The sequence below is a fragment of the Mycobacterium sp. VKM Ac-1816D genome, from assembly GCF_000416385.1.
Classification (GTDB): Bacteria; Actinomycetota; Actinomycetes; order Mycobacteriales; family Mycobacteriaceae; genus Mycobacterium; species Mycobacterium neoaurum_A.
Window position 1 is genome coordinate 15,016 of the sequence record NZ_AOHQ01000112.1, and the last position, 12,338, is coordinate 27,353.

Genomic DNA, 12,338 nt, shown 5'->3' on the forward strand with positions numbered 1-12,338 from the left:
AGTTTTTGCCGACTGCATGGTCGGAGGGTCGGGGCGGCATCGTAAAGTCGCCTCATGCAGATCCGTGACACGGCCACAGCCAGCCCCGATAAGCCCGCCGTCATCATCCACCCGTCCGGCACGGTGGTGACGTTCGGAGAGATGGAAGCGCGGGCCAATCAGCTGGCGCATTACTTCCGCGATCACGGTCTTGTCGAGGGTGACGCGGTGGCCATCCTGATCGAGAACAACGAGCACATGCATGTGGTCATGTGGGCGGCCCGGCGCTCCGGTCTGTACTACGTGCCCATCAACACCCACCTGACCGCGGCCGAAGCCGCCTATATCGTCGACAACAGCGCGGCCAAGGCGATCGTCGGGTCGGCCGCCCTGACCCCGGTGCTGGCGGAACTGGCCGAGCACCTGCCCGGCGGCCTGCCTCCCGTGCTGCTGACCACCGGTGAGCTGGAGGGGTGGGCGAGGTACCCGGAGGCGGTTGCCCAGCTGCCCACCACCCCCATCGCCGACGAGTGGGACGGTGACCTGCTGCAGTACTCCTCGGGCACCACCGGCCGGCCCAAGGGCATCAAGCGGGCGCTACCGCACCTGCGGCCCTCGGAGACCCCCGGCATGATGGCCGCCCTGGTCTCCTTCTGGATGAACCCGGATGCGGTGTACCTCAGCCCGGCGCCGCTCTATCACACGGCGCCGTCGGTGTGGTCCATGCAGGCTCTTGCCGGCGGTATCACCACCGTGGTGTTGGAGAAGTTCGATGCCGAGGGCGCGCTCGCGGCGATCGAGAAGTACGGCGTGACGCACGGTCAGTTCGTCCCGGTGATGTTCACCCGCTTCCTCAAGCTGCCCGAGCAGGTGCGCAACTCCTACGACGTGTCGAGTCTGCAGCGGGTGATGCACGCGGCCGCCCCGTGCCCGGTCGAGATCAAGAAGCAGATGATCGACTGGTGGGGCCCGATCGTCGACGAGTACTACGCCTCGTCCGAGGCGATCGGTGCCACGCTGATCAGCGCCGAGGAGTGGCTGGCGCACCCCGGTTCGGTGGGTAAGGCGATGACCGGCATCGTGCACATCCTCGACGAGAACGGCAACGAGCTGCCCCCCGGCGAGCCCGGTGAGATCTTCTTCGAGGGTGGGCAGGACTTCGAGTACCTCAACGATGCCGAGAAGACCGCGTCGTCGCGGGATTCGCACGGCTGGAAGACGGTGGGAGACATCGGCTATGTCGACTCAGACGGCTACCTCTACCTCACCGACCGGCGCCATCACATGATCATCTCCGGCGGGGTGAACATCTATCCGCAGGAAGCCGAGAACATGCTCGTCACCCACCCGAAGGTGATGGACGCCGCGGTGTTCGGCATCCCCGACGACGAGATGGGCCAGTCCGTCAAGGCAGTGGTGCAGACCGTCGACCCGGCCGATGCCACCCCGGAATTCGCCGACGAGCTGTTGGCCTGGTTGCGAGATCAGCTGTCGCACTACAAGTGTCCGCGCTCGATCTCCTTCGAAGCGCAGCTGCCCCGCACCGACACCGGCAAGCTGTACAAGCAGGAGCTCATCGAGAGGTACTCGTGACCCTCAGCGCTGCCGGGCCGGCCTGACCACCATCTCGTTGACGTCGACATCGGCGGGTTCATCGATGGCGTAGCGCACCGCCCGGGCGATCGCGTCCGGCGCGATCGCCGCTGCGCGGTAGCTGCGCATCGCATCGGCCGCGGTCGGATCCGTGATGGTGTCGGCGAGTTCGGATTCGACGACACCGGGGGAGATGGTGGTGACGCGGATGGACGGATCCAACTCCAGGCGCAGGCCCTCGGTGATCGCCCATGCCGCATGCTTGGTGGCGCAGTACACCGCCGCCGTGGGGACGACCTCGTGCGCGCCGACGGAGGCAACGGTGACGAAATGTCCGCTGCCCGAGCGCTGGAAGTGCGGGAGGGTGGCCGCGATGCCGTGGAGAACACCGCGGATGTTGACGTCGATCATCGTGTCCCACTGGTCGACCAGCAACGCGTCCATCCGGGACAGTGGCATCACACCGGCGTTGTTGACCAGCACGTCCACTCGCCCGTACTCGGCGACCGCCGAGTCGACGAATCCCGTGAAGTCCGCGCGGTCGGTGACATCGAGCCTGCGGACAGCCAGGTTGTCGGTGGCCAGCGCCGCCAGTCGATCGGTGCGGCGGGCGCCGGCCACCACCTGGTGGCCCCCGGTGGCGAGCCGACGGGCGATGGCTTCGCCGATCCCGCTGGTGGCTCCGGTGACGAGGACGATCTTCTTGTCGGTCATGCTTCCAGCGTCGGCGTCCTCCGGTGACCCGTGCCAGGGTGCGTGACACCCAGTCACCCGCGATCGGACACGCTTACCCTGGCCGTATGTCGGAGCTCGGGGATTATCTGCGCAGCCGACGGGCGCTGCTCGGGCCCGCCGACGTCGGACTTGTCAGTGTGGGTCAACGGCGGGTGCCGGGCCTGCGGCGCGAAGAGGTTGCGCAGCTGGCCGGGGTGAGCGTCGACTACTACATCCGCCTCGAACAGGGCCGGGAACGATCACCGTCTGCGCAGGTGCTGGAGGCGCTGGCCACCGTGCTGCACCTCGAGGCAGACGGGCGCGCACACCTGTTCGGATTGGTGGGCCACGCGGCACCGGTGCCGGCTCCCACGACGCCCGACCGGGTGGATCCCGCGCTGCTGCAACTGATGGCGGCCTGGCCCGACAATCCGGCGCTGGTATACAACCGGGCCTACGACGTGTTGGCGGCCAATCCGATCGCCGAGGCGTTGTTCGGCGATTTCGGAGCGCACGGCAACCTGATGACGCTGGTGTTCACCGAGGCACGGGCCAGGCAGTTCTATGCGGACTGGCCGCGGATCGCCGCCAATTCGGTGGCCGGTTTCCGTCGCAACCACGGCGAGCAGCCCAACGATCCGCGTGTCGTCGCGGTGCTCACCGAGTTGCTGGCCACCAGCGCGGAGTTCGCCACCCTGTGGGACCGCCATGATGTGCGCGGAAAGACGCAGGACACCAAAACGTTTCGGCATCCGGAGGTGGGGACCGTGACCCTCGGACTGCAGACGTTCGCGGTGCGTTCGGCGCCCGGTCAGGAGTTGGTCGTGTACCAGGCCGCGCCCGGTTCGCCGAGTGCGGATGCGGTCAAGATGCTCGGCAGCCTCGCGGCGAGCCGCACAATCTGAACTATATGTGCGCACGTGCGCACATATAGTGCATACTGGGCCGGTGCCCGTCTTCGCTCGGTTGTTCACCGCCCAGGTGATCGCGCTGAGCGGGACCGGGCTGCTCACCGTCGCGCTTGGGCTGCTCGCCTACGACCTCGCCGGTGGGGCCGCCGGCGCCGTGCTCGGGACGGCACTTGCCATCAAGATGGTGGCCTATGTCTTTGTGGCACCGGTGATGTCGGCGGTCACCGACCGGCTGCATCCGCGGACCGTGCTGGTCGGCGCCGATGCGGTGCGCGCCGCGATCGCGGTGTCGCTTCCGTTGGTCGCACACACCTGGCAGATCTTTGCGCTGGTGTTCGTCCTGCAGGCCGCGTCGGCGACCTTCACCCCCGCATTCCAGGCGGTCACCCCGGCGGTCCTCGTCGATGAACGCGAATACACCCGCGGGCTGTCGCTGTCCCGGCTCGCCTATGACCTGGAGGCGATGCTCAGTCCGTTGCTTGCGGCCGCGTTGGTAACGGTGCTGTCCTACTCCGGTCTGTTCGTCGCGACCGCCGGGGGATTCCTGGCCTCCGCACTGCTGGTCGGACATACCGCTGTGCCGGCCGTGACGCGTCGCACCGAGCATGGGCGGCTACGTGACCGGATCGTCGCAGGCGGCCGGATCATGTTTTCCCGCAATGAACTTCGTGCATTACTGGCGATGAACCTCGCGGTCGCCGCGGCCACCGCCCTGGTGCTGGTGAACACCGTCGTCTACGTTCGCGGGCTGCAGGGCGGCGGTGACGCCGACGTCGCGTTGACCTTGGCCGTCTACGGCGCGGGCTCCATGGCAGTCGCCCTGTCGACGCCCCGCCTGCTGACCGTCATGGCAGACCGCACCCTGATGGCGATCGGTGCGGTTGGCACTGCTGCCGGTCTGGTCGTGACCGCCGTGGTGCTCAGCGTGACGATTCCCGGGCCGCCGGTGCTCATGGTGTTGTGGGCGACGCTGGGCGCGTGCACCGCCATGGTCACCACCCCGGCCGGTCGCCTGCTGGCGCGCACCGGGCCCGACCGCCCGACGGTCTTCACCGCGCAGTTCTCACTCTCGCACGCGGGGTTCCTGCTGACGTATCCGATCGCGGGCTGGGTGGGCGCCGGCGTGGATCACGGACTGGCCGCGGCGATGCTGGCTATCCTCGCAACAGGCGCGGCCGCATCGGCGGTCTGCATCACCGTCCGCGGGAGGGGGAGCTCGGCGATGGACACGACCCCGAGGGCTCCGATCGACGCACCCAGTCTGGTTCACGAGGGCGCCCCGGACCGTGATCGTCTCGACGCTGCCAGTGACACCTTCCGCATGCTGGCCGACCCGACCCGGCTGCACCTGCTCTGGATGCTGACCCAGGGCGAGGCCGATGTCAGCGCGCTGGCCGAGGCCACCGGTGGATCGCGCACCTCGATCAGCCAACACCTGGCCAAGCTGCGGTTCGCCCGACTGGTCGACACCCGCAAGGACGGCCGTCGCGTCTATTACCGATTACGCGACGGCCATCTGGGCCGGCTGGTGCGCGAGGGTCTCAACCATGCCGATCACCAGGTGACCGGAGAGCCGCCGCACGCCTGACGCTGACGCCACCATCGGCGTCCGTCGATCAGTCCGGCGGCTCGACCACCTGGTCGGGAACATCGGGGGTCGGGTCGCCACGTTCGGCCCGCTCGGCCGCCCGCTGTCCGGAGGATTCGCCCTCCGATTCGTTCTCGTCATCGACGTATACGCCCTTGCCACTCGGCATCGTGTTCCTCCCTTCTGGCCCAGCCCGGCTACCCCGAGTGCGGTCGAGCGAAACGGAACGCGAGTATCCGGACGGCGGGTAACGATCCGGTCACAGTGCAGATCACGATCATCTAAGGGTTTGCCGCATTGCATAAGAAACAGACCGCGATCCTGAACGGATCGAGCCGGACTGGGAGGCACATCACGTGCGATGGGTGTAACGCCGGTGCCCGCGGGGTAGTTCGGTGTAGATACCAGCCTGGGCCACCAACAGGGCACGCGTACCGTGGGTTTCGGGTCTGGGATGACATCCGGCGCGTCTAGGGTCATGCGCGCGAAAGTCCGATTCTCGAAGGACACGATCAACCATGAAGAACACCATCACGATCATTGGGCGGGCATCTGCGGGCGCGTTGCTGGGTGCCGCAGCGACGGCACTCATCGCGGCACCGGCCGCGTCGGCAGCGCCGAATTGCCACCCCGACGCGGTGGCCGGCACCGTCAGTTCGGTCACGGGTGCGGCGAGTGCCTATCTGAGCAGCCATCCTGGTGCCAACCAGGTGGTCCAGGCGGCGCGCACCCAACCGCGCGATGTCGCCGCGGCCAACATCCGGGCCTATTTCACCGCCAACTCGCAGGAGTACTACGAGCTGCGCGGCATCCTGGCGCCGATCGGCGATACCCAGCGGCAGTGCAACGTCTCGTTGCTCCCGGCCGACCTGGCGTCGGCCTACTCGGAGTTCATGGCCGGCTGACCGACAGCACCGAAATCGCCGTCCGTACGGTCCGTCCGTGCGGACGGCGAGTTCGTGAAGACATTCTGTAACCAATCCCGCTGGCTTCGATAGAAGTCCTGGGCAACAGTGGTTTTCGGTGCGACACCGTCGAAGCCGTGGAAAGCTCCGGCGACGGTGCGGACCTCGCAGGCGACCTCCGCGGCGCGCAGGCGTCGCGCATAGGCGAGATTCTCGTCGTGGAACAGGTCGAGCGTGCCCACCCCGATCCAGGCGGGCGGCAGGCCGCTGAGGTCTTCACTGCGCGCCGGCACGGCGGCCTCGCGATCGGCGGTGCCGAGATAGGCCGACCACCCGAGCCGGTTGCTCTCGTGGGTCCACAACCGATGGCCGGGATCGTCGAGGTGGACACCGACCGATCGGTCGTCCAGCATCGGGTACACGAGCAGTTGTCCGGCAGGGTGCACCTCGCCGCGGTCCCTGGCCAGCAGGGCCAGTGCGGCGGCCAACCCTCCACCGGCGCTCGCGCCTCCGATCGCGATGCGCCCGGCATCGACCCCGGGCAGACCTGCCAGCCAGGTCAATGCGGCGTAACAGTCCTCCAGCCCGGCCGGGTAGGGGTGCTGAGGCGCCAGTCGATAGTTCACCGACACGACCGTGGCGCCGAGGGCGTCGGCGAATCTGCGGCAGGAGGCATCGTCCTGCGCGGCACTGCCGATCACGTAGCCGCCGCCGTGGATCCACAACAGCGCAGGGGTGGGCGGGGTCGACTCTCGCGGTCGATACAGCCGCACCCTAACCCCTGAGCTCAGCGTCAATGGCAGCACACCGTCGGGCACCCGACGTTCCATCAACATGCTCATTCGCTGCAGCAGAACAAGATTCGCCGTGGTGACGAGTTTGCGCGGAATGAACCGGGCGATACGGGCGAGATCGGGGTGGAAGGCGGTCCCGGTGGTGGTCACCTCAGCAGTATGGCCGACCCGCCGGATCGGAAAGGTTCACTTGAGCAGTGGATCTCGCGGCAGGCCCAGTATGCGTTCGGCAATGGTGTTGCGGGTGATCTCCGAGGTGCCGCCGGCGATGGTCATGGCGCGGTTTCCCAGGTAGGCGTTGGTCAACCGCTCGTTGCCGCCGGTCACGGCCGACACTCCGGCCAGCGCCATGCCCAGTTCGGTCAGTCGCTGGGACTGCTCGGCCACCAACAGTTTGGTGACATTGCCTTCCGGCCCCGGTTCGGCGCCGGCGATGGCGCGACTGACCCGCCGCATGTTGAGCATCGGCAGGGTCAAGGTCTCGGCGATGATCTCCCCGGCGTCGTGCAGGTGGCACACGGCGGTCTCGGTGGGAACGCTGTCGAGCAGCTCGACCAGGTCGGAGATGGTGAATCCGGTCGGAGCGCCCGAGCCTCCGCCGATCGAGACCCGCTCATTGCCCAAGGTGGCGCGGGCGACCAGCCAGCCCTTGTTGACCTCGCCGACCACATCGCTATCCGGCACGAACACGTCATCGAGGAACACCTCGTTGAAGTGAGAGTCGCCGGTCAGACCGCGCAGCGGATTGACCTGCACGCCCGGCGACGCCATATCGATCGCCATCATGGTCACCCCGGCGTGCTTGGGTGCGTCAGGGTCGGTCCGCACCGTCGCAAGTCCCCACTGACAGTGTTGGGCAAGGCTTGTCCACACCTTCTGCCCGGTGACCCGCCAACCTCCGTCGACCTTCTTGGCCGACGTGCGCACCGCGGCGGCGTCCGAACCCGCGCCGGGTTCGGAGAACAGCTGACACCACAGCACTTCCCCGCGGAGCACCGGCTCGACCCAGCGGGCGCGTTGGTCATCGGTACCGGCCTGGGCGATGGTCAGCGTCACCCACCCGGTGATCCCCAGGTCCGGCAGTTCTATATCGCGGAACTCCTGCTCGATCGCCAGCTGTTCGAGCACATCGGCGGCTCGGCCCCAGGGTCGTGGCCAGTGTGGCACCAGGTATCCCGAATCGACGAGGAACGGGCGCCGCTGGTCCTCTGGTAGCGAGCGAACATGCGCGGCAGCATGGGCTGCCGCGGCGCGATGCTGTTCGGCGGCCGCGGGAACGGACACCGATACCGCGTCGGTCAGGCCGGTACGTGTCGCGTCGACGAGCTCGGCCAGCGGATCGTTGCCGTCGGCAAGCAGCGCCGACATCGCCCTGGCGCGCCGCAGGTACAGGTGCGCGTCGTGTTCCCAGGTGAACCCGATGCCGCCGTGGATCTGAATGTTGTTGTGCGCATTGAATACCTGGGCGCGGATGGCGTGGACCGCGGCGACGGCGGCGGGCAGCGCGGCCTCGTCTGGATCATCGCAGCGGGCGGCGGTCCAGGTGGCGGCGGTGGTCTGCTCGGCGGCGACGAGCATGTCGGCGGCATGATGTTTGACGGCCTGGAACGTGCCGATGGTGCGGCCGAACTGTTCGCGCACCTTCGCGTATTCCACCGCCATGCGCAGGGTCGCCCAGCTGACACCGACGGCCTCGGCGGCTGCCAGGATCCGCAGCACCGTCCTGGCGCGCCGGGACGCCCCGCGCAACACATGGTCGGCAGGGATGCTCGCACCGCGCATGGCCACCGCGCCGATGGAGCGGGTCGGATCCAGGGTCGGCAGCGGCGTGACCGTGACTCCGTCGGCACGTGCGTCCACCACCAACAGGTCCTCACCTGCGGAGAGCACCAGCACATCGGCATCCGGGGCGCCCAGGACCGCGGGCCACTCGGCGGTGGCGGTCATGTCGGACTGCATGTTGAGCCGGATGTTCAAGCCGAGGGCGGCCACAGTGCTCCCATCGGCCAGCCCGGGAAGCAGGCGCGCGCGGACCGAATCCGGCGCGCAGCGGTCGATCACGGTCGCCGCGGCAACCGTGGGCAGGAACGGGCCCGGCATGAGCTCCCCGCCGGTGACCTCGACGACCACCGCCAACTCGGCGAGCCCGTACCCGGAACCGCCGAACTCCTCGCCGACGGCCAAACCGTTCCAGCCGAGTTCGGCGCCAGCGCGCCACAGTTCAGCGGGGAAGCTCCCGGGATCGGCGAGCGCGGCGCGTGCGCTCGCGCGGCTGTCGACCCTGCGCAGCTGACCGACGGCCGCGGCCGCCAGATCGTGGTGTTCTTCGGTGATGGCCAGCGCCGACGTGCTCATGACTCTGTGAAGTTACCGGTGCAGCTGAGGCGCCTGAGAGTGATACAGGTCACATTATTGGCACAGGTAGACAGATCGCCCGAAATGTCTGCTTAAGACCGACCCTTCGCGGGTACGCTCGCGCCATGACGGCTCAACCGGCGGAAAATGGCCCCGGACCTTCTGTTATGCGCCGCGCCCGGTGGTTGATGAACGCCAACCACGCCGACCGCATGCTCGCGCTCTCGGTCGCATCGGCCTCCTTGCCCGTCGTCGGCAAGCAGCTCGAACCCCTCGGGGGCCTGGCGGCAATGGGTGTGTGGGGCTTTCGGCAGTTCCCCGAGCTGTTGGCGGCCTCGGCCAAGTCGTGGTTCAGTCCCGGCAATGCCCCCGTCCGCAGGGCCGAGCGCGAACAGACGGTCGACGTGGCCAAGGAGGGTCTCCGCGGTGTCGTCAACCCGGCGGACCTCGCGGGGCAGTGGCCCGCTCCGGAATCGGTGCCGCCGTTGTGGAACACCATGACCTATCGGCGCGACGTCTTCCGCACCTCGGTGCGCTACGGCGACCACCCGCTGCAGCTGCTCGACGTCTGGCGTCCCGCAGAACTCCCACGCGAGCCCGCCCCGGTGCTGCTGTTCATTCCCGGCGGCGCCTGGGTGCACGGCAGCCGAGTCCTGCAGGGCTACGCGATGATGTCCCATCTGGCCCAACAGGGCTGGGTATGCCTGTCCATCGACTACCGGGTGGCGCCGCATCACCGTTGGCCGCGCCACCTGACCGATGTCAAGGCTGCGATCGCGTGGGCGCGGGCCAATGTCGACAAGTTCGGTGGGGACCGCAATTTCGTCGCGCTGGCCGGTTGTTCGGCCGGCGGCCATCTGGCAGCACTGGCCGGGCTCACTCCCAACGACCCGGCCATGCAGTCCGAACTGGATGACGAGGCCGACACCTCGGTCGACGCCGTTGTCGGAATCTATGGGCGCTACGACTGGGAGGACCGTTCCACCGAGGAGCGTGACCGCTTCGTGGACTTCCTCGAGCGCGTCGTCGTCGGTCGGAAGATCTCGCGTCACCCGGACCTCTTCCGTGCTGCCTCGCCGATCGCCCGGGTACACCGCGATGCGCCGCCGTTCTTGGTGATCCACGGTTCCGCGGACACGGTGATCCCGGTGGCGCAGGCGCGAAGTTTCGTCGACCGGTTGAAGGCGACCTCCGATGCGCCGGTCAGTTACGTCGAGTTTCCCGGAGCCGGACACGGTTTCGACATGACCGACGGGGCCCGCACCGGCGCGATGGCCAAGGCCATCGGACTGTTCCTCGATCAGATCCACCGAAACTCGACGGCACGCCAGGCCAAGGCGGTTATATAGACTCCTCCACCCAGGGAGGGATTTAGCCGTGAAGAGGCTCAGCGGTTGGGATGCATTCCTGCTGTATTCGGAAGCGCCCAACGTGCACATGCACACCTTGAAAGTCGCCGTCATCGACCTGCACGGACTCGGCGACCGCACATTCGGTGTCGAAGATTTCCGGAATGTGTTGCACGGCAGGCTCTACAAGCTGGAACCGTTCCGATACCAGCTGGTGGACATCCCGTTCAAGTTCCACCACCCCATGTGGCGGGAGAACTGTGACGTCGACCTGGAGTACCACATCCGGCCGTGGCGGGTCGCCGCACCGGGCGGGCGCCGCGAACTCGACGAGGCCATCGGCGAGATCGCCAGCACCCCGCTCGACCGGTCCCGCCCGCTCTGGGAGATGTACTTCATCGAGGGTCTTGCCGACGACCGGATAGCGGTGGTCGGCAAGATCCATCATGCGCTGGCCGACGGTGTGGCATCGGCCAATCTGCTTGCCCGCGGAATGGATCTCCAGGACGGACCGCAGCGCGACCGCGACTCCTACGCCACCGATCCGGCGCCGTCGACGGGTGAACTCGTCAGATCGGCGTTCCTGGACCACATGCGCCATATCGCCCGGGTGCCGGGTCTGGTGAAGTACACGGCCGAGGGGATCGGTCGCGTTCGGCGCAGCAGCCGCAAACTCGGCCCGGAACTCACCCGCCCGTTCACCCCGCCGCCGAGCTTCATGAACCATGTGCTGACCCCCGAGCGCCGGTTCGCCACGGCCAGCCTGTCCCTTGCCGACGTCAAATCGACCGGAAAACATCTGGGCGCCACCATCAATGACATGGTCCTGGCGTTGGCATCGGGCGCATTGCGCAAACTGCAACTGCAGTACGACGGTAAGGCCGACCACCCCTTGCTCGCGTCGGTGCCGATGAGCTTCGACTTCTCCCCGGACCGCATCTCCGGTAACCGGTTCACCGGAGTGCTGATGGCGCTGCCCGTGGACCTCGATAACCCGCTGGACCGGGTGCGTCGCGCCAGCGAGACGGCCTCGCTGGCCAAGGAGAGCAATCAGCTGATCGGCCCGGAGTTGGTGGCCCGCTGGGCTTCCTATATGCCCCCGGCCGGGGTGGAGGCACTGTTTCGCCGGTTGTCCAACGTCGACGGCCAGAACAAAATCCTGAATCTGAACATCTCGAACGTCCCGGGCCCCCGCCAGCTCGGACGAGTCGGTGGCGCGACGGTCTCGGAGATCTATTCGGTGGGTCCGCTCACCGCGGCCAGCGGCCTGAACATCACGGTCTGGAGCTATGTCGACCAGCTGAACATCTCGGTGCTGTCCGATACCGCGACCGTTCGGGACCCACACGAGGTCACCGATGCGATGGTGCAGGAGCTGCGGGACATCCGGATCGCGGCCGGTCTCTCCGGAGAGATCACCGTCGACTCGTGAGATCGGTTCTTCGCGATACTGCTGACACCCCGGTGATGGGTCACAATGACCACATGCGATGGCTGAGGGGACCGGCGCGGATGGCCCTTGCTCGGATTGCCCTGGCGCTGATGGGCGTGTCGGTGGTCCTGGCAGGCTGCTCGTACGGGCCCTCGACGAGGCCGGCGAAACCGTCGGATGGTGCGGTGGTCCAGCCGAGCGCAACGGATGGCGCCGGCGCGGTGTCGATCCTGCCCGGCACGGCCGTGCTCGGCCAGCCACTGACCGCCAAAGGTGCCACGATCACACCGCGCGCGGACAATCTGACGGTGGTCCGGACCGCAGGGGAAGAGGTCGAGCTCGGTATCGATGTGTCGTTCACCGGCGTCACGACCCCGATCGACGCCACCGGTGCCGACGGCGGATTCCGCCTGCACCTCAGTGGCGGGGAGCAGGTCGCGACATCGCGCCCGCTGGAGAGCAAGACGGTGCCGTTGGCGTCTCGGGTACGCGCCGACACCGACGGCTGGGTGTTCTTCCTCCTCAAACCCGGAATGCGGCCGACACAGCTGCAATTGACCGCCGCCGCGGCGGGCTTCGGCATGCCGCCGGCACCGATCGCGGTGTGGGCGATGCCTGCCACCCTGCCTCCGCCGTCGTCCGCGATGTCCCCACCTGCGGAGCCACCACCCGACCCCGGCGCGCCGCCGGCGCCGGTGCAGGCCGGTGACGACGAGGT

Annotated in this window: 10 protein-coding genes and 2 pseudogenes; 8 read left to right on the plus strand and 4 right to left on the minus strand. The window is 67.7% G+C overall.

The window, feature by feature from the left end:
• Window positions 1-54 precede the first annotated feature (54 nt).
• A complete protein-coding gene (gene fadD4 / locus G154_RS03925) occupies window positions 55-1,572 on the plus strand; it encodes a fatty-acid--CoA ligase FadD4 (protein WP_019512881.1) in 1,518 nt (505 codons plus the stop codon).
• A 3-nt stretch (window positions 1,573-1,575) separates the two neighbouring features.
• On the opposite strand, the gene G154_RS03930 is transcribed toward fadD4, so the two are convergent.
• The gene (locus tag G154_RS03930) at window positions 1,576-2,286 is read right to left on the minus strand and encodes an SDR family oxidoreductase (RefSeq protein WP_019512882.1); all 711 of its coding nucleotides are present in this window, start codon (window positions 2,284-2,286) and stop codon (window positions 1,576-1,578) included.
• Between the two features lie 86 nt (window positions 2,287-2,372).
• On the opposite strand from G154_RS03930, the gene G154_RS03935 reads away from it, so the two are divergent.
• The 3 genes and pseudogenes from G154_RS03935 (at window position 2,373) to G154_RS26920 (ending at window position 4,785) form a co-directional block, all read left to right on the plus strand.
• Window positions 2,373-3,191: a helix-turn-helix domain-containing protein gene (locus tag G154_RS03935; protein WP_019512883.1), complete on the plus strand. Its 819-nt coding sequence runs from the start codon at window positions 2,373-2,375 to the stop codon at window positions 3,189-3,191.
• Window positions 3,145-4,173 (plus strand): annotated as a pseudogene (locus G154_RS03940) (MFS transporter); the annotation flags it as partial. The gene G154_RS03935 and the pseudogene G154_RS03940, both read left to right, overlap by 47 nt.
• Before the next feature lie 246 nt (window positions 4,174-4,419).
• On the plus strand, window positions 4,420-4,785 hold the full coding sequence (locus tag G154_RS26920; RefSeq protein WP_165589071.1) for a metalloregulator ArsR/SmtB family transcription factor: 366 nt from the start codon (window positions 4,420-4,422) through the stop codon (window positions 4,783-4,785).
• 28 nt (window positions 4,786-4,813) lie between these two features.
• Here the strand turns inward: G154_RS26920 and G154_RS26310 are convergent, their stop codons facing one another.
• Complete coding sequence (locus G154_RS26310; protein WP_019512885.1) at window positions 4,814-4,954, minus strand: hypothetical protein; 141 nt, start codon at window positions 4,952-4,954, stop codon at window positions 4,814-4,816.
• Between the two features lie 349 nt (window positions 4,955-5,303).
• Here G154_RS26310 and G154_RS03945 point away from each other — a divergent pair, with 349 nt between their 5' ends.
• On the plus strand, window positions 5,304-5,690 hold the full coding sequence (locus G154_RS03945; RefSeq protein ID WP_019512886.1) for a heme-binding protein: 387 nt from the start codon (window positions 5,304-5,306) through the stop codon (window positions 5,688-5,690).
• Here the strand turns inward: G154_RS03945 and G154_RS03950 are convergent.
• On the minus strand, window positions 5,666-6,634 hold the full coding sequence (locus G154_RS03950; protein ID WP_019512887.1) for an alpha/beta hydrolase: 969 nt from the start codon (window positions 6,632-6,634) through the stop codon (window positions 5,666-5,668). The two genes, G154_RS03945 and G154_RS03950, sit on opposite strands and share 25 nt — an antisense overlap.
• 36 nt (window positions 6,635-6,670) lie before the next feature.
• Complete coding sequence (locus G154_RS03955) at window positions 6,671-8,839, minus strand: acyl-CoA dehydrogenase (protein ID WP_019512888.1); 2,169 nt, start codon at window positions 8,837-8,839, stop codon at window positions 6,671-6,673.
• A gap of 125 nt (window positions 8,840-8,964) precedes the next feature.
• Here G154_RS03955 and G154_RS03960 point away from each other — a divergent pair, with 125 nt between their 5' ends.
• The 3 genes and pseudogenes from G154_RS03960 to G154_RS03970 all read left to right on the plus strand — a co-directional run.
• Window positions 8,965-10,188, plus strand: coding sequence for an alpha/beta hydrolase (locus G154_RS03960; RefSeq protein ID WP_023985139.1), 1,224 nt, complete (start codon window positions 8,965-8,967; stop codon window positions 10,186-10,188).
• Between the two features lie 28 nt (window positions 10,189-10,216).
• Window positions 10,217-11,620, plus strand: coding sequence for a wax ester/triacylglycerol synthase family O-acyltransferase (locus G154_RS03965; RefSeq protein WP_019512890.1), 1,404 nt, complete (start codon window positions 10,217-10,219; stop codon window positions 11,618-11,620).
• A gap of 53 nt (window positions 11,621-11,673) precedes the next feature.
• Window positions 11,674-12,338 (plus strand): annotated as a pseudogene (locus tag G154_RS03970) (hypothetical protein); the annotation flags it as partial.

Coding starts and splice junctions, on each gene's coding strand:
- fadD4 (WP_019512881.1), top strand. CDS start 55: ATGCAGATCCGTGACACGGCCACAGCCAGCCCCGATAAGCCCGCCGTC.
- G154_RS03930 (WP_019512882.1), bottom strand. CDS start 2,286: ATGACCGACAAGAAGATCGTCCTCGTCACCGGAGCCACCAGCGGGATC.
- G154_RS03935 (WP_019512883.1), top strand. CDS start 2,373: ATGTCGGAGCTCGGGGATTATCTGCGCAGCCGACGGGCGCTGCTCGGG.
- G154_RS26920 (WP_165589071.1), top strand. CDS start 4,420: ATGGACACGACCCCGAGGGCTCCGATCGACGCACCCAGTCTGGTTCAC.
- G154_RS26310 (WP_019512885.1), bottom strand. CDS start 4,954: ATGCCGAGTGGCAAGGGCGTATACGTCGATGACGAGAACGAATCGGAG.
- G154_RS03945 (WP_019512886.1), top strand. CDS start 5,304: ATGAAGAACACCATCACGATCATTGGGCGGGCATCTGCGGGCGCGTTG.
- G154_RS03955 (WP_019512888.1), bottom strand. CDS start 8,839: ATGAGCACGTCGGCGCTGGCCATCACCGAAGAACACCACGATCTGGCG.
- G154_RS03960 (WP_023985139.1), top strand. CDS start 8,965: ATGACGGCTCAACCGGCGGAAAATGGCCCCGGACCTTCTGTTATGCGC.